A 17,385-nucleotide genomic window follows, 5' to 3' on the forward strand; every position below is an offset into this window, starting at 1 on the left:
ATAAAATAACCATAAATTAACACTCAAATATTTTAACAAGAATCAGTATCATGAAAAACGTAAAGAAAATAGCCACAGCCATTGTATTGTTTGTAGCATTTACCGGGTTCGTTAACGCGCAAAGCAAAGTAGCCCACATTGATGTGACACAATTGTTGAGCGCAATGCCGGAGATGAAAGCTGCTGAGGCTGAATTAAAGAAACTTTCTGAGACTTATAATGCAGATATAGAAAGTTCTATGACTGAGCTTAGAAATAAGTACACGCAGTATGAAAACGAGGCTGCTTCCAAATCTCAGGAAGAAAATGAGAAAAGAGCCATTGAGTTGCAAGGAGTTCAAAAAAACATAGGTGAGGCACAACAAGCTGCGCAAAGAGAACTTCAAAAGAAGCAACAAGAATTGTTTGCCCCTATTTCAGATAAGGCCAAGGCTGCCATTGAAAAAGTAGCTGCCGATCAAGGTTATGATTATGTAATTGATGCCCAGCCAGGTGGTGGACTGATCGTATCCAAAGGAAAAGATCTTTTGGCAGATGTAAAGAAGCAATTGGGTATTTAATATTACCCTTTGGAAATAGAAAAAACCCGCTTAATGCGGGTTTTTTTATGTCTTAGTTTAATGGATACTTAAAGTAGTTTCTTTTTAATATTGGCCCACCTTAACTTTCTAATGAACACACCTTCTTCTTTAGATACTAAAAATTCTTTCTTTTCTTTTTTAGCTTCAAAATAGCCTTTCATGTTATCAATCAATGCGATTGGCTTTCTTTGTTTTAACGCCATTTTTAAGGAGGCTATTAGGGTAATTGCCCATCCATAACGCATGGTGTACATGGCCTTTCCCTGTAAAAGCTTCGCTTTGGCATTATAGGCTTTGCCTGTAGGCCTTAGGTGTTTTACTTTTAAATAATCATCTGTGTATACCTCATAGCCGTTATAAGCTGCCAAGAGCTCATCTACGGTATCCCAGCCCATTGCGGAACGCAATCCTCCAATGGCCTTAAAACATCCTTTGGAATAGGCTTTAAACGCTCCTCTAACATGATTTTTGTTCATTGGGTGGTTCAGTGCCCAATTACCCTGTTGATTTTTTTCATAAACAAAACCACCTGCAATACCAACATTGGGTTGTCCTTTAAAAATGTACGCTATTTTTTCAAAATAATTGTCAGGTAATATCAGGTCTGCATCCAATTTCACCAAAAAATCATAGTGGTCATCCAACTGTGACAAACCTTTTTTAAAGGCGTTGACTACTTTGCTTCCTGGCATGTGTTCTGCAGAGGAAGCCGTATTCAACTTTGTGAATATGGGGCTCAATTTAAGAAATTGGTCCATGATGTCTTCCGTACCATCAGTTGAATTGTCATTTACCAAAACCACTCTGGCAGGTTGAAGTGATTGTCTTAAAATGGAGGTGAGTGTATCCTTTAAGAAGTCTTCTTCATTATGTGCCGGAATGACAATATAATATCTCATGGATATAATTGGTTGCTTTTATAAGCCGAGCGAAGAACTATTTTTTTCTTTCGGCATACACAATGTAATATCTTGGTGTGAAACTACGTAAAAGTGGTCTAAGTCCTAGTTTCTTGACGGGATTGGTCCATTTTTCTCTGTCCTTTATTTCCCAACCAGCTTTTTCCAATAACCAATCAAACTGCCAATCTTCAAATTCATGATAATGACGGTCCCAGGGGTCTGTTTTGGATCGGTAGGCAGGTGAGAACCATAATTTTAGCGGTATACTGGCTACTAATTTGTCGGCTTTTATTTCTCTTAAGACATTAAAAGGAGCCAATAAATGCTCAAAAATTTCAAAAGCCGTTACCACTTGGGCAGTACTATTTTTAACAACTTTGAAATCAAGGTCTAAATCTTCACCTGAAGTATTTTCTACTTGATACCCTTCTTGTTCCATAATTTCCGAAAACGGATTGCTCACTCCTAAATCCAATATGGTTTCGGCGGTGTCCACATGCTTTTTTAAAAAGGTGAGCGTGTGTTTAAATCGTTTGTTGGGGTATGTGTTTTCGTACATCTTTGCTTTGGTGAAAATTAACCTGGGCTTGTTTTAGGATTCCATTTCTTCCGCATAGGCCTCCATAGGTGCGCAAGTACACATAAGATTTCTATCACCATAAGCATCATCAACTCGTCTTACCGAAGGCCAAAACTTATTTTCCATTACATACGGTAATGGGAAGGCTGCCGTATTTCTGCTATAAGGAAATTGCCAATCATCATTCGTTGCCATTTCCAACGTATGGGGTGCGTTCTTTAAAACGTTATTGGGTTCATTGGCGTTCGCTGCGTCAATTTCCTTTCGTATGGAAATCATGGCATCACAAAACCTATCAAGTTCCGCTTGGCTCTCACTTTCCGTAGGTTCGATCATTAATGTGCCAGCTACGGGAAAGGAAAGAGTAGGGGCGTGAAAGCCATAGTCCATAAGTCTTTTGGCTATATCCGTCACCTCAATACCATTCTCTTTGAATGGCCTACAGTCTATTATCATCTCATGGGCGGCACGTCCTCTTTCACCAGTATAAAGAACATCAAACTTACCACTAAGTCTGTTTTTTATATAATTGGCATTGAGTATGGCCATTTCGGTGGATTTTTTCAATCCGGATTCCCCTAACATTTTAATATATCCGTAGGAAATCAAACATACCAAAGAACTTCCCCATGGCGCTCCTGAAATTGCCTTGATGCCTTGTTCGCCACCTGTACTTATAATAGGGTTGCCCGGTAAAAAGGGAACCAATTGTTCCGCTACGCAAATAGGGCCCACTCCAGGTCCGCCACCACCATGGGGTATGGCAAACGTTTTATGAAGGTTGAGGTGACACACATCTGCACCAATCGTTGCGGGATTGGTAAGGCCAACTTGTGCATTCATGTTGGCTCCATCCATATACACTTGGCCTCCATGGTCATGGATCAATTGGGTTATATGCTTTATTGACGACTCAAAAACTCCATGGGTGGAAGGATAGGTTACCATCAACGCCGCTAAGTTTTGCGCATGTTTTTCTACTTTTTCTTCCAGGTCCGCCACATCGATATTGCCCTTTTCATCCGTTTTGGTCACTACCACTTTCATACCTGCCATTACTGCGGAAGCCGGATTGGTCCCGTGTGCAGAAGAAGGGATCAGGCAGATATTTCTATGGTCCTCCCCATTACTTTCGTGATAGGCCCTTATGGCCATAAGCCCCGCGTACTCCCCTTGTGCACCTGAATTTGGCTGAAGTGAAGTAGCCGCAAACCCTGTAATTTTTGTTAGGTCCTTTTCTAGTTCCTTTAAAACTATTTGGTAACCCTTTGCTTGTTCTATGGGGACAAACGGGTGAATATTGGCCCATCTTGGCATACTCAGGGGAAGCATTTCAGAAGCGGCATTCAATTTCATAGTGCAACTTCCCAAAGAAATCATGGAATGGTTGAGGGACAGATCCTTGCGTTCCAATTTTTTGATGTAACGCATTAATTCCGTTTCCGAGTGGTAGGAATTAAAAACCGTATTGGTCAAAAAGCTGGACGTTCTTTGTAGGTTGGTTGGAATGGCGGTTTCCTCCAACAAATGTTCAACAGCGCTTTTTTCTTTGGACAGTGCTTCACCAAATACTTCCAAAATCTGATTTATATCATTAATGGAAGTGGCTTCGTTGACCGATATGGACACGGTACCTTCATCAATATACCAAAAATTCACCCCATGTTTTTCCGCTATTGGAAGCAAATGGGCGGTATCCGTTTTAATACAGATAGTGTCAAAGTAAGCGGTATTCATTTGGTACAAGCCAAGTTTTTCCAATTCGTTGGCGAGGGTAACAGCGGTTCTATGCACCTTGGTTGCAATATATTTTAGACCATCGGGTCCATGATACACTGCGTACATTCCCGCCATAACGGCTAGTAGCACTTGTGCGGTACAAATGTTGGAAGTTGCCTTGTCCCTTTTTATATGTTGCTCACGTGTTTGTAAGGCCATCCTAAGGGCCGGTTTTCCGTCAATATCCTTGGTTACGCCAATGATTCTACCGGGAATGTTTCTTTTGTACGCTTCTTTTGTAGCAAAGAATGCGGCGTGTGGCCCACCATATCCTAATGGAATTCCAAATCTTTGTGTGGTTCCCACAACAACATCCACGCCCATTTCACCGGGAGGTGTTAAAAGAACCAAACTTAAGATATCTGCAGCAACCGCTACTTTAATTTCGTTTTCCTTGGCTTTGGAAACAAAGCCTGTAAGGTCTGTAACTTGACCATATTTGCCCGGGTATTGCAAAATAGCTCCATAGAATTCAGGGCTGTAATCAAAATCCTCGTGGTTGCCTACCACTAATTCAATACCCAGTGGAGTGGCTCTTGTTTCAAGCAGGTCAAGGGTTTGCGGCAAAATCTCGTGGGAGACAAAGAATTTTACCGTATTATTTTTCTTTTGTTCCCTGCTTCTTACCTCAAAAAGCATGGTCATGGCTTCGGCCGCAGCGGTACTTTCATCAAGAAGGGAAGCATTGGCCAACTCCATTCCAGTAAGGTCGCTAATGACTGTTTGAAAATTTAAAAGGGCTTCCAATCTTCCTTGGGCAATCTCCGCTTGGTAAGGCGTATAGGCCGTATACCAACCCGGGTTTTCAAGTATATTTCTTTTAATGACCGATGGTGTTAGGCTCTCATGGTAGCCCAATCCTATATAAGTTCTAAAAAGTTGATTTTTTTCGGACAGTTCTTGTATATGGGCCAGGAATTTATGTTCGCTCATGGCTTTATCCAATCCTAAAGGTTGTTTTAGGCGAATGTCATCAGGGATGGTTTCGTAAATCAACTGGTCTACATTTTCTGTCCCAATGGTTTTAAGCATGTGCTCAAGGTCCTTTTCCTTGATTCCTATGTGCCGTGACGCAAATACATCTGTCTTCATATAGTTTCGATAAAAAAGATGTGCAAAATTAGGGATAAATTGCAGAAAAATGTGCCGTTTGCCGATTCTCTAGAAGAAAGTTTTTAACTGAAAACAAGGGTTATAAACACTTTGGTTACATTTGCTTAATGAGGTGGTTGCAAAGGATTTTTCACTTTTACTTAGACGCCAGCATACATGTCTCCTTTGCGGTGTTTGCCTTTGTACATATAACAGTTTTGAGACTGCAAATTCCTCTTAACGAACATTTGGCCTGGTTTATGTTTTTTGGAACCATATGCTGCTACAATTTTATGAAGTATGGTGTAGAGGCCAAAAAGTATATATTGGTAGCCAATAGGTACCATAAGAATATTCAGTTTGTTAGTTTTTTGGCCTTTGCATTTGCTGTGTATCACTTTTATTATCTGCCTCAAAGCGTTTGGTGGGCCACTGCTATTCTTTTACTACTTACATTTTTATATGCCTTGCCCATTTTGCCCCATTCCAAACAACTGCGAAGTTGGGGCGGCATGAAGATTTTTGTTGTGGCCTTGGTATGGGCCGGAACAACGGTCTACCTACCTGCATTGGTTGATGGTCTTGTAAACTGGTGGGATGTACATATTGAAGCCATCCGGCGTTTTTTGTTGGTTTTCATCCTGATAATTCCTTTTGAAATCAGGGATTTAGCATATGATGCTCCAGAATTAAGAACCTTGCCTCAGAGATTTGGAGTGGCCAGAACCAAAGTGTTGGGAGCCTTGGCAAATATCCCATTATTTTTTTTGGTGCTTTTCAAAGATTCGGTAACGCTCAAAGAAGTAATTGTTTCGGGGATTCTATTTTTATTTCTGGGGTCGCTAATGTTTATAACCAAAAGACATCAAAACAAGTATTTTTCATCCTTCTGGGTAGAATCCATACCAATAGGTTTGTGGCTTCTTTATCTTTTAGTAGAGGTTTTATTCTATTCTGCTCCCGCTTGAAGTTTTTCTTTCATTTTTCTTTTATCCCCTTCTGAAAGACTATTTAGACCAGCTTTATCGCAAAGGTAGGTGAGCTCTTTGTTCTTTTTACTGAATTTAGAACAGGTCTTACAGACAACCAAATGAAAGCGCAATTGCAACTTTTCAATGAAAGTAGCCTCATTATACTGGCTCTTATTACAAATTAGGGCGGCTTTTTTGCAGGAAATCATTGCGCTACTATTCTATTTTATCTATTGAACGGTGCCCTTTTTAAGGATGTTCCGTTTACTTAATACCATGTTTCATTTAGGCAGCCCATTAAAGCGGTTCTTGCTCTATGGATCATTACCCAAAGGTTAGACGGATTAATATCCAATTCTTTACAAATATCTTCTGTGCTAATGCCTTGTATGGTTTTCATGGAGAAAACTTGGGCTTGCTTTTGCGGTAATTTTCCAATACACGATTGTATGGCCAGCCCCAGTTCCTCATTTTCAAGATTGCTGTGTTCATAATTGCTGAAAGGATCTGCAATTTGCTCTTCAAGCCAATCTCCTTCCGCGTCTGTTTGGGCGCTATAATTTATTTTTACCTCTGCCTTTCCTTTTTTGGAATTGGTCTTACGGTAATGATCTATGACCTTTCTTTTTAAAATAGCAATGAGCCAGGTTCTTTCGGCCGCATCGCCTTTATAATTTTTTGCAGACTTTAAACCGGCCAAAAAAGTTTCCTGTACCAAATCCTTTGCTATTTCCGCATCATTAATACGGGCAATGGCATAGTTGAAAAGGTAGTCTGCATATGCATCTACCCAAGTGTTGGGCTGTAATTGGTTTTTTGCCATACTTGTTCGGTCACTGGTAAAATTACGGGAATTTGATGTAACTACCCTCATTTTAGATTCCTTTTGCTTTTCGTATTTGATTGCCGCCATATTTTTTATTTTTGATTAAACCTTCAATAGAAATGAAAAAAGTACTAACGCTTCTTTTTCTGGCCACCCTTTTTTGGGGCTGTGCTCAAAGTAAATCAAAACCTATCACAGAACTTTCACAGAAAGATATAGAATCGTCTATATTGTTGGATGTAAGAACCCCTCAGGAATTTGGGGAAGGACATTTGGAAGGTGCCGTAAACATGGATTGGTTTGATGAAAGCTTTCAAAAACAGGCGGAAACGTTGGATAAATCAAAACCTATATTGATTTATTGTAAGATGGGCGGACGCAGCGCCAAAGCCACCCAAAAATTGCAATCCATGGGGTTTGATAATGTAGTCAATCTTTCCGGGGGGTATGATGCCTACGTATCGCAAAAGAATAATTAAAGCAATTTGGTAGCAACTTCTTCCCAATTGTCCACTCTTTCAAAACCGTTGATATGTACGTTGTGAGGAGAGGTGAAAAGAAGACTCCTGCCGTCAAAATTTTCAAGGTTATAGCTTCGGTCGTCTATGAGCACATCTCCTTTTAAAATGTGCTTGTTTCCTAGTAAAATACGGTTCTGCCATGGAATAAAGGGGAAATGTTCATCTAACCAGTCTGATTTTTCCTCTAATGAATTTGGAAATTGCATAGCGGCAGAGGCAATGTACACATCATGCATTGAACTTAATTCCTTTAAGACCACCTTGCTGTTTTCTATGGGTTTCAAGTCCCTAAAAAAGCCTCTATTCCTTGCATGGTTTCGTACACTCAATTGTCTGTCTTCTGGAACGGTATGCCAAACTTCCTTGCCCAAACAGTGTTCAAGGGTAAGACATTCTTCAAATTCCTGATTGTAAATTTCTATATGGGCACCATAGGTGTCTGCCATAACCTCGTCCATGTCAACAAAAATTGTCATTCTAATTTTTTTTCAAATTTCAGAAAATAGGGGGAAAGAGAAAATAGGGAGGATGTTTCTTGCCAATATCTTAACAATTACAGCCTGTAGTAAGTTGTGAAAATAAAAAAGAGGGTATCCCCACACCCTCTTTTTCTTAAAAAATGTTATTGTTAACTAACCTTTTTTAACCTACTTATGAGTTGTAAAAGTATAGCAGGGCCAGTTGAAGTGTGTCCGTTATCCTAACTTAAATTGACTCAAAAAGAAATTGGGCTATATTTTGCCGTTTTCCTTCAATCTCTCAATGATAGTCCTTAGTTGGGTTTCCCTAATGGGTTTAACAATGTAGTCTGAAATTTCGCTGATTTTTCTAGACCGCTCTATGTCCTTTGGGTCCATAGAAGAAGAAACCATATAGATGGTAATCTGTTTGCCCACTTTGGGCTTTATTTTTACATATTCTTCCATAAATTCAAAACCGTCCATGATAGGCATATTGATATCTAGGAAAATTACATCGGGGAGCTCTTCGGTATTACTAATATTATCGAGGAAAAAATCCATGGCCTCTGCACCATCTAGAAAAACTTGAATTCTATTAACTGAGTTAATTGACTCTAACGCGGCAGACATGGTGTATTGGTAGATGTCGTCATCATCTATAATACAAACATTTACATTTTCATTCATTAAGCAATCAGTCTAAATTTATAATAAAAGTGGTTCCTTTACCCACCGTACTTTCCACTTTTATGGAACCTCCCATGGCCTCAATTTGGGCTTTGGTCAAGAAAAGACCTACTCCCTTGGCTTCCGGATGTCTATGAAATACTTTGTTAAGACCAAATAATTTGGCGCCATGCTTTTTTAAATCTATCCCTAATCCGTTGTCTTTAAATGAAATAAGGGTTTTGTCTCCTTCTTTCCAGCTCTTGACCTCAAGAGTTGATGGCCTGTCTGGAGACCGGTATTTAATAGCATTACTTACTAAGTTAAGAAAAATACTGTCCAAATATACTTGATTATAAGTAATATTGGAAGCGTGAGAAAAATCTGAAGTAATTTTTATTTCACTGTCAGATATTTGAGCTGTTAATAACTCTTCGGTTTTTTGTAATGCATCGTTAAAATAAAGTTTGGTTTTATTGTCCTTGGTTTCACTTTTGATTCGTAGGGTTTCAATGAGGGTTTCCAAAGTATCCGATAGGTGGTGGATTACCTTTTCAAACTTTCTAAAGAGTACTTCACGCTTTAGCGGGTCTTCCTCCGCCAAGTATAAATCCAATAAAGAATTTAAATTACTGACCGGAGCCCTTAAATTATGTGAGGTTATGTGGTTAAAATCACTTAACTGTTTATTTTGTATGTTCAGCTTTTTGGAGGTTTCTTTAAGTCTTTTGTTTGCTTCTATAATTTTTTGTTCTGCATTACGGCGTGCGGTAATATCCCGTACCGCTATGGAAATAAGTAGGCCGTCTGCCGTTTCCACCGGACCAAAGCTCACTTGAACGGGAATTCTTTCTCCCCTTTTATTGAAAATAAAAAGTTCTTGGTTTTGAATTACGTACATTTCTGACGGATTCTCTAAAAACTGCGTGGCGTATAAAATGTGCAGATTCTTAAACTTATTGGGATATAGAGAAGTTATAGGCTTGCCTATAAGCTCATCAGGTTCGTATCTCAACAATAATCTGGCCTGTTTATTTGTAAAATGAATATTACCTTGCCTATCCGTTATAATCATCGCATCCGGGGCAGATTCCAATAGGCCGCGGAATTTGATTTCTGCCATACGCCGTTCTGTAATATCCTGTGCAGTACCGATCATTTCAACCACCCCGTTCTTATCCGTAATAAACTCACCAACTACTTCCAATGTGCGCACGGTCCCATTTTTTCTGATGATGCGATGGGTGAATTGCTCAAATTTCCGTTTTTGAAGAAAATCATAAAAGGACAACGTAACCAGTTCACGATCCTCTGGATGGAGGCACTCCATATACCGCTCATAATCCATAGAAGTGTCTGGATCCAAGTCCAGAATACGGTATAGATTATCTGAAATTTCGAACTTTTCGTGTAGCATATTCCATTTGAAATGGCCTATTCCACTTAGTTCTTCCGATATTTTTAATAGTTGGTTCTGTTGTTTTAGTTCTTGTTCATAGTTGATTCTTTCCGTAATGTCATTTGAAGAACCAATAAGCTCTATGACATTACCAGCGGTGTTTAGAATGACCTCGCCGGTAAGTTCTAAGGTTCTCTCGCTGCCATCCAATCTAATAATTCTATGTGTGAACTTCTCGAAAGTTTTTTTCCTTACAATCTGCTGACTTTTGGCCACTACCATGTCCATATCTTTTGGGTGAACCCTAAGCAAATATTTGTTGAAGTTTAAAAGGGTACCCGGTTTAAAATCAAGAATTTTTAATAAGTTTTCCGATTTTTCGATGACGTCATTGATAACGTCCCATTTCCAATAACCGATTCCTGAAAGTTCTTCGGCAAAGGCCATCATACGGTTTTTTTCAAGCAATTCTTGTTCCTTGAAAACCTGGTCGGTAATGTCTTGGCAAGTGCCGATCATTTCTATTACTTCTCCAATCTCGTTTAAGGCTACTTTACCTACGGTTTTAAGGGTTTTTATGCCACCATTGGGTGTTTTAATTCTATAAATTATTTCTTCAAAAATTTTGTTGGCAATGGCGTTCTCAATATTTTTTTGGGCAATTTCCCGGTCTTCCTCAACAATACAGCTTATGAACTTCTTCAAGGTGATGACCGTATCCATTGAAATACCATGTATAGCATAAAGGTTCTCTGACCAATACGCAATATCTGCGTCCAGTTTCCAAGTCCAATGGCCAATTTTTGCCATTTTTTCTGCGGCCACCAGTTGGTTATTTTTGTGTTCTAATTCTAGCTCCTTGGTTATTTGTTCAGATATATCTTGGATAGTACCAATTAACTTTACAGGTTCACCAGATTCATTAAGAACCACGTCGCCAATGGTCCTCATGGTCTTAGTGTTACCATTGGGCAGTACTATGCGATAGATTACGGGTGAAAAGATTTTACTTTCTACCGCCCCCTCAATAGTATCCCGCACCTTATTTCTGTCATTCTCATGAACAAAGGTCAAGTATTTTTCAACTGAAATCTCGGAATCGATCTCTGCTCCATGTATCTCATATAGATTTTGGGACCAATAGGAATTGTCTTCCCCAATAATCCACTGCCAATGGCCAATTTTGGCCATTTTCTCGGCATTGTTCAATTGCTTGTTCTTCAAAACAAGCTCTTCTTGGGTCCTTAATCGGTCTGTAACATCCTGTCCGGTTCCAATGACCTCTGTAATATTTCCTTTTGAGTCGAAAATAAGTTCGCCATTGATTTCAATGGTTGAAATAAAACCGTTTTCGTGAATAATTCTATGGGTCCACCTTTTAAACGATTTTTGTTCCAAACAATGCGCCATCATATCGTACAATTTGGAAACGTCTTCTGGGTGAATACCGTTAGCCATTACTTCAATATCAACCGGTGTTCCAATTTCTACATTATAAAGCCGATAGATGTTGTCTGACCATTCAAGTTCATTGGTTGAAGGAAACCATCTCCAATGTCCCATCTTGCTTATACGCTCTCCTAAAACGAACAATTGGTTCCTTCTTTCTTTTTCCTCTTGATCCTTTATCCTTTGGGTAATATCATGAATGGTTCCGGAGATATGCGTGATTTCCCCATTTTTATCCAATGTCAATCGGGCATCGATTTCAACGTGTTTCTCTATTCCTTTTTCGAGAACAATTCTATACTGGTAGGGTTTAAAAGTTTTGGTTTTAAATATCTCATCAATGAATTTTTGAAAGGACGCGACATCGTCTGGATGGGTTGTGTCAAAAGCATCGTTGAAATGTACCTTTTGATGCATCTCCTTCTTAAAAATTCGATACACATTATCGGACCACTGTACATCATCCGTTTTTACGTTCCAACTCCAATAGCCCAATCCAGCCATTTCCTCTGCAAAATTCAATTGCAGGTTTTTTTCCGTTAATTCATGCTCTTTTAGTACCTGTTCCGTAACATCTTGACAGGTGCCCATCATTTCGGTAAACTTCCCTTGTATGTCACAAACTACAGTACCTGTGGAGCTTATTGTTTTAATTTTTCCATTCTTAAGCCTAATGCGATAAATCAGTTTTTCATAAACCCCTGTTTCTCCAGCTTCATCAATTTTACCTTTTACATAGGCATAATCTTCTTTGTGAACGTAGCTGAGATATACCTCGTAGGATAAGGGCTCATCCTTAGGGTGGTCAAAGATTTCATATAAATGATCTGACCATACAACTTCGTTGGTAAGGGAGTTCCAATGCCAATTTCCCATTTTAGCCATTTTTTCGGCCAGCTGGAGTTGGTTGTTTTTTTCTTCAAGTTTCAGTTGTTGTAATACAGTGTCTGAGATATCCTGTGTAACACCGGTTAGAAGTATTTCTCCTTCAACCTCCGTTATTTTGCCCTCTACTTGTAAGGTCTTTATTGCGTTATCCGGACCAAAAATTCTATAACGGAACTTTGGGAATTCCTTGTTTTCAAGAATTTCCATTATAATCCGTTCAATTTTGGGTATATCTTCCGGGATTACTTTGGAAGTCAATAACTGCATGGTCATAGGTATGCCCAACTCAAAACCAAAGATTCTGTAAAGATTATCAGACCAAATAAAAATGTCCTTGCTGGCATTCCATTGCCAATGACCCAAATTGGCCATTCTTTCAGCTTCAAGTAAATAGTCGTTTTTTTCTTCTAAATTCTTTCTGGCAATTATTTTTTCAGTAATGTCCTGAGTGGTACCGGTAACCTCTACTATATCACCAATATTGTTTTCAACAATACTTCCGTTCACCTCTACCCACCTAACTTCTGTTCCTTGTTTTAGAATTCTGTAGGAAAACCGATCAAAAACTTTTTCTGTAAATATTCTTTGGGTATGCTCTTGTACTAAAGGAATATCTTCAGGGTGCACAAAGGCAATGGAGTCCTCAAGGTTCATGGGTGTACCTATTTCCCAACCGAATATTCTATATACATTATCTGACATGGTATATACGCCATCATCCGGTGTCCAACGCCAAAAGCCAACATTTCCTACCTGTTCCGCTGCATCCATTAGTTGGTTTTGGGCAATCATTTCTTCTTGCTGGGCCAATCTTTCGCTAATATCTTGAGCAGTACCCAATATTTCTTTCACTCTCCCTTGCCCATCAACAATTATATCTCCAGCTAGTTCAAAGGTTCTAATGTCTCCATTTGGTAAGATGATACGATATTGAAACGTGGTGAAAACCTTTGTTTTGAGAAATTCTTCTGTCTTTGATTTAATTAAGGGTACATCATCCGGATGTGAAATTTTGGCCACCGCAGCCAAATTCATTGGGGAGCCAATTTCCAGCCCCAAAAGACGGTATGCATTGTCTGACCATATGAATTCATCCTTCTCTGGAAACCATTGCCAAAAACCCAATTGACCAATCTGTTCTCCAAGTTGCATGAGCTGGTTCTTGCGAATAAGCTCTTGTTCCCTTAAAATAGTTTCGGTAACGTCTTGTGTAACTCCGTTGATCTGAATCACTTTGCCCGCCTTGTTGGTGACGGTACTTCCAGTGACCTCTACCGTAATAGTAGTTCCATTGTCATGAACTATTCTATGGGTGAACCTTTCAAAGACACCTTGGGATATGTATTTTTTTATTCGTTGCACTGTTGCTTCACGGTCTTCGGGATGAATGCTATTTATAATAGCCGCTTTATTTAAAGGTGTGCCCTGCTCATAGCCGTGGATTCGGTAGAGGTTATCTGAGCATTTAATTTGGTCATTTATAACGTCCCATTCCCAGTAGGCCATATTTGCCAAGGTTTCACCAATATCCAATAGTTGGGTTTTAGAACGAAGTTCAAATTCATTGGCAACTTGTTCAGTGATGTCGTTTACGGTACCTCTAAAGGCTATCGTATTGCCATTTATATCTTTTTCTACGTTTACTAAGGCTTCTATATGTCTTACCTTCCCGTCAATTGGCACTGTCCGGTGATGAAATTTTATAGTGCTTTCGTTGTCATGTGTACCGCTTAGAATGTCATGTGCTTTATACTGGTCATCTGGATGAATTTTTGATAAGTATTGTTCCAAAGTGACTTTTTGATCCATTGGAATACCGTAGATGCGATGGGTATTGTCTGACCACTCTGCAATTCCTGTGATTAAGTCTAACCGATAGAAACCAAAATTGGCAAGTTCTTCTGCATATTTTAGTTGCTGGTTACCTGTTTCAAGCTCTTGAGACCTTAAAATCTCCTTGGTGATATCTACGGTAATGCCCGTAAGCTTTATGCTCCAGCCGTTTTTATTTGTTACAGCTTTGCCTATGACCTTTAAATAGTGAATAGTTCCATCTTGATGGTACGATCTATGGATGAACTCTTGCTTCTTTCCTGTCTTTATGGCCTGTCTGGTATGGTCAATAACCGTTTGTCTGTCTTCTGGATGAATTTTCTCCAAAAAGCTTTCATATGTAATTTTGGAACCCAATTCCTCATCGTATAGGCGATATAAGGTGTCTGACCATTCTATAGTGTCCTTTTCCAAATCTATGATCCAATGCCCTAGGTTGGCCATTTCCTCTGCAAAACCTAACAATTGATTTTTTTGGGATAAGTCTTGTTGTTGTGAGAGATTTTCAGTGATGTCTTGGGTGGTTCCCACCATTTCAATGGCTTGCCCTGATGCATTGGAAATGACCTTACCATAGGCCTGCAAGAACCTTGTTTCTCCTTCATTTGGACAAACCCGGTACATAAACTTGTTGAACTGCTTGGTTTTTAGAAACTCTTTTATGTTGGATGAGAGCATTTCGCGGTCATCCCTATGAACCTTGCTTAGAATCAACTCGAGGTTGATCCTTGTTCCCATGCCAATACCGTAGGTCTCCCTTAGATTATCCGAACATTTAAAATGGTCCTCCGCAATATTCCACTGCCAATATCCAATTTTTGCAATATTTTCGGCCATGTCCCACTGCTCCTTAATTTGCATGAGGTCATGTTCCGTTTGTTTTTGGCCCGTAACATCCATTAACCCCCCTGATAGGGCCACGCATTCGCCATCCTTAAAAGTAGGATGGCCAAAGGCCCGTACAGTTTTATGATTTCCCTTAGCCGTTACAATTTGGTTCTCCATTTCAAACGGAGTGCCATTTTTTATGCTCTTTTGATAGGTGGCGTGCTTGAGCTCCAGTTGCTTGGGGTCCGGGAAAAATTGATCGCTGGCGCCCAAAAAAGGTTCAAAATCGTGGGGAATCTCAAAAATATCTTTGAGAACGGTGTCCCAATAGGATTCCCCCGTAATTAGATCAACGTGGTAAATACCTATTTTAGCGACTTTATTAATATCCGCACGTAAGTCTTTAAGGTCGCTTTCCTGTAGCATCTTCTCTCCCATCTAAATTTTTGAATAATGGTGGTTCAATCAAATGGTTGGCAATGGTCTGTAGTACAGGTAAATTTAGAAAATATGTGCGTAAACGACTACATTTTAAAGAAAAAGTTGGGTTATGCGTAGTTTAGATTTGTCTTGTCGTTACTTTCTGAGTTCCAATAGCCCGGCTCTTTCCAAAAGGGCTTCTACTTTAGGCTCTTGTCCCCTGAATCTTTTGTAAAGCTCCATTGGATTTTCTGTTCCGCCCATGGAGAGTACGTTGTCCTTAAATTTGGAGGCAATGGTCTTATTGAAAATTCCATTTTCCTTGAAATAGGCAAATGCATCTGCATCTAGGACCTCTGCCCATTTATAGCTGTAATATCCTGAAGAATAACCTCCTTGAAATATATGTGAGAAAGCAGTGCTCATGCAGGTTTCCGGGGTTTCAGGATAAAGTTGCGTTCCTGTAAAAGCTAATGTTTCAAAGGCTTTAACATCTTCAATAGCCGTTGGGTCCTGGGCGTGCCATGCCATATCCAAGAGTCCAAAACTCAACTGTCTCAAGGTTTGCATCCCTTCTTGGAAGGTAGCGGATTCCTTGATTTTTTGAACCAGTTCCATTGGAATCAACTCCCCGGTTTCATAATGGTGTGCAAAGAGCTCCAACGCCTCTTTTTCATAGCACCAATTTTCCATTACCTGGCTTGGGAGCTCCACAAAATCCCAATACACTGATGTTCCGGATAAACTGGGATAGGTGGTATTTGCCAGCATACCGTGTAGCCCATGGCCAAACTCATGAAATAGGGTTGTTACCTCATTAAAAGTAAGTAGGGACGGTTTACTGCTGGTTGAACGCGTAAAATTACAAACGTTGCTAATATGGGGACGGATATTCTTGCCGTCTTTTTTATATTGCGATTTATAGGAGGTCATCCATGCGCCCCCACGCTTCCCTTTTCTAGGGTGAAAATCTGCGTAGAACAAGGATATGAAATTGTCTTTTTGGTCGTAAACTTCATATGTAAGTACCTCCTCATGATATTTGTCTACATTGTTGACTTCCTTAAACTTTAGGTCAAAGAGTTTTTCTGCTACCTTAAAAACACCGTTAATAACGTTTTCAAGTTTAAAGTAGGGTTTTAGTATTTCGTCATCCAGATTAAAGAGCTTTTGTTTTAGTTTTTCGGAATAATAACTGGCATCCCATTTTTGTAATTGGTCCAAGCCGTCCAATTCTTTGGCGAACTGGGAAAGTTCTTGAAATTCCCGTTCTGCGGCAGGTTTGGCTTTTAAAAGTAGCTCGTTTAAAAATCCTTGAACTTTTTCCGGAGTTTCTGCCATACGTTCTTCCAGTACAAAATGGGCATGGGTTTCATAACCTAATAATTGTGCTCTTTCATGACGTAATTTGGCAATCTTTAGAACGTTTTCTTGATTGTCCAATTCATCATTATGAAACCCTTTGCTTCCAAAGGCTAGGGACAATTCTTTCCGAAGCTCCCGGTTTTTGGCGTATTTCATAAAAGGGATGTAACTGGGGTAATCCAAAGTTATCAACCAGCCTTCTTTTTCCTTGGCTTTTGCCAATTGGGCCGCAGCCTCTTTTTCACCTTCCGGCAGCCCTGCTACATCTTCCTCATTGGTAAGGTGCATTTCATACTTATTGGTTTCGGCAAGAACGTTCTCCCCAAAGGTTAACTTAAGTTTTGATAGTTCCGAATCTATTTCACGAAGTCTTTTCTTTTTATCCTCTGGTAAATTGGCTCCGTTTCGGCTAAAACTTTTATATTTTTTCTCCAACAAGGTGCTTTCCTCAAGGCTAAGGTCCAAATCTTCCCTGGCGTCAAAAACATACTTTATACGTTTAAAAAGTCCCTCGTTTAAGGTAATGTCATTACTGAATTCAGAAAGTAGGGGAGAAACCTCTTGGGCAATTTTTTGAATTTCCTCATTGGTCTCGGCAGAGTTCAAATTGAAGAAAACACTGGAAATACGATCCAATTGCTGACCGCTAAATTCAAGCGCGACTATGGTGTTTTCAAAACTAGGCTCCTCCTTATTTTCCGTTATGGCATCAATTTCTGCACGGGCATCTTCCATGGCCTGAAGAAAAGCAGGTTTAAAATGCTCGTTCTTGATTTTTGAAAATGGGGCTGTATCAAAGGGTTGTAATAAGGGGTTCATAGCTA

12 protein-coding genes are annotated in these 17,385 nt (G+C 39.6%); 3 read left to right on the forward strand and 9 right to left on the reverse strand.

The genetic code is table 11. The annotated features are described in order from the left end of the window. Positions 1-50: 50 nt before the first annotated feature. Positions 51-560 (forward strand): OmpH/Skp family outer membrane protein, encoded by a 510-nt coding sequence (locus BIZ36_RS14545; RefSeq protein ID WP_187458618.1) that lies wholly within the window; start codon positions 51-53, stop codon positions 558-560. 68 nt (positions 561-628) lie between these two features. Here BIZ36_RS14545 and BIZ36_RS14550 read toward each other — a convergent pair whose 3' ends face one another. From BIZ36_RS14550 to gcvP, 3 genes are read right to left on the reverse strand one after another with little or no spacing between them, the layout of a single operon-like run. Continuing rightward, complete coding sequence (locus BIZ36_RS14550) at positions 629-1,480, reverse strand: glycosyltransferase family 2 protein (RefSeq protein WP_187458619.1); 852 nt, start codon at positions 1,478-1,480, stop codon at positions 629-631. A gap of 37 nt (positions 1,481-1,517) precedes the next feature. Further along, the gene (locus BIZ36_RS14555) at positions 1,518-2,042 is read right to left on the reverse strand and encodes a class I SAM-dependent methyltransferase (protein ID WP_187458620.1); all 525 of its coding nucleotides are present in this window, start codon (positions 2,040-2,042) and stop codon (positions 1,518-1,520) included. 33 nt (positions 2,043-2,075) lie between these two features. Continuing rightward, positions 2,076-4,934 carry an aminomethyl-transferring glycine dehydrogenase gene (gene gcvP, locus BIZ36_RS14560; RefSeq protein ID WP_187458621.1) on the reverse strand — a complete coding sequence of 953 codons (2,859 nt, stop codon included), beginning with the start codon at positions 4,932-4,934 and terminating at the stop codon, positions 2,076-2,078. Between the two features lie 137 nt (positions 4,935-5,071). On the opposite strand from gcvP, the gene BIZ36_RS14565 reads away from it, so the two are divergent. Beyond that, entirely contained in the window at positions 5,072-5,902 is an 831-nt protein-coding gene (locus BIZ36_RS14565) for a UbiA prenyltransferase family protein (RefSeq protein WP_222937406.1), read from the forward strand. Here BIZ36_RS14565 and BIZ36_RS14570 read toward each other — a convergent pair. Beyond that, a complete protein-coding gene (locus BIZ36_RS14570; RefSeq protein ID WP_187458623.1) occupies positions 5,884-6,114 on the reverse strand; it encodes a hypothetical protein in 231 nt (76 codons plus the stop codon). The two genes, BIZ36_RS14565 and BIZ36_RS14570, sit on opposite strands and share 19 nt — an antisense overlap. Before the next feature lie 59 nt (positions 6,115-6,173). Then, entirely contained in the window at positions 6,174-6,818 is a 645-nt protein-coding gene (locus BIZ36_RS14575) for a sigma-70 family RNA polymerase sigma factor (RefSeq protein ID WP_222937407.1), read from the reverse strand. Positions 6,819-6,850: 32 nt separating this feature from the next. Here BIZ36_RS14575 and BIZ36_RS14580 point away from each other — a divergent pair, with 32 nt between their 5' ends. Continuing rightward, positions 6,851-7,210: a rhodanese-like domain-containing protein gene (locus BIZ36_RS14580; protein WP_187458624.1), complete on the forward strand. Its 360-nt coding sequence runs from the start codon at positions 6,851-6,853 to the stop codon at positions 7,208-7,210. On the opposite strand, the gene BIZ36_RS14585 is transcribed toward BIZ36_RS14580, so the two are convergent. From BIZ36_RS14585 to BIZ36_RS14600, 4 genes are all read right to left on the reverse strand, one after another. Continuing rightward, entirely contained in the window at positions 7,207-7,728 is a 522-nt protein-coding gene (locus BIZ36_RS14585; protein ID WP_187458625.1) for a 5' nucleotidase, NT5C type, read from the reverse strand. The genes BIZ36_RS14580 and BIZ36_RS14585 overlap by 4 nt on opposite strands. A 255-nt stretch (positions 7,729-7,983) precedes the next feature. Then, positions 7,984-8,400, reverse strand: a complete 417-nt coding sequence (locus BIZ36_RS14590) for a response regulator (RefSeq protein WP_187458626.1) — start codon at positions 8,398-8,400, stop codon at positions 7,984-7,986. A gap of 7 nt (positions 8,401-8,407) precedes the next feature. Then, the gene (locus BIZ36_RS14595; protein WP_187458627.1) at positions 8,408-15,214 is read right to left on the reverse strand and encodes a PAS domain-containing sensor histidine kinase; all 6,807 of its coding nucleotides are present in this window, start codon (positions 15,212-15,214) and stop codon (positions 8,408-8,410) included. A 138-nt stretch (positions 15,215-15,352) separates the two neighbouring features. Continuing rightward, positions 15,353-17,380 (reverse strand): M3 family metallopeptidase, encoded by a 2,028-nt coding sequence (locus BIZ36_RS14600; RefSeq protein WP_187458628.1) that lies wholly within the window; start codon positions 17,378-17,380, stop codon positions 15,353-15,355. Positions 17,381-17,385 lie beyond the last annotated feature (5 nt).

The organism is Cytophaga sp. FL35 (assembly GCF_014349235.1).
Taxonomy (GTDB): Bacteria; Bacteroidota; Bacteroidia; order Flavobacteriales; family Flavobacteriaceae; genus Euzebyella.

What these genes read in the sequence shown, in the direction of transcription:
- BIZ36_RS14545 (WP_187458618.1), top strand. Translation starts at nt 51, where the DNA reads ATGAAAAACGTAAAGAAAATAGCCACAGCCATTGTATTGTTTGTAGCA.
- BIZ36_RS14550 (WP_187458619.1), bottom strand. Translation starts at nt 1,480, where the DNA reads ATGAGATATTATATTGTCATTCCGGCACATAATGAAGAAGACTTCTTA.
- BIZ36_RS14555 (WP_187458620.1), bottom strand. Translation starts at nt 2,042, where the DNA reads ATGTACGAAAACACATACCCCAACAAACGATTTAAACACACGCTCACC.
- gcvP (WP_187458621.1), bottom strand. Translation starts at nt 4,934, where the DNA reads ATGAAGACAGATGTATTTGCGTCACGGCACATAGGAATCAAGGAAAAG.
- BIZ36_RS14570 (WP_187458623.1), bottom strand. Translation starts at nt 6,114, where the DNA reads ATGATTTCCTGCAAAAAAGCCGCCCTAATTTGTAATAAGAGCCAGTAT.
- BIZ36_RS14575 (WP_222937407.1), bottom strand. Translation starts at nt 6,818, where the DNA reads ATGGCGGCAATCAAATACGAAAAGCAAAAGGAATCTAAAATGAGGGTA.
- BIZ36_RS14580 (WP_187458624.1), top strand. Translation starts at nt 6,851, where the DNA reads ATGAAAAAAGTACTAACGCTTCTTTTTCTGGCCACCCTTTTTTGGGGC.
- BIZ36_RS14585 (WP_187458625.1), bottom strand. Translation starts at nt 7,728, where the DNA reads ATGACAATTTTTGTTGACATGGACGAGGTTATGGCAGACACCTATGGT.
- BIZ36_RS14590 (WP_187458626.1), bottom strand. Translation starts at nt 8,400, where the DNA reads ATGAATGAAAATGTAAATGTTTGTATTATAGATGATGACGACATCTAC.
- BIZ36_RS14595 (WP_187458627.1), bottom strand. Translation starts at nt 15,214, where the DNA reads ATGGGAGAGAAGATGCTACAGGAAAGCGACCTTAAAGACTTACGTGCG.
- BIZ36_RS14600 (WP_187458628.1), bottom strand. Translation starts at nt 17,380, where the DNA reads ATGAACCCCTTATTACAACCCTTTGATACAGCCCCATTTTCAAAAATC.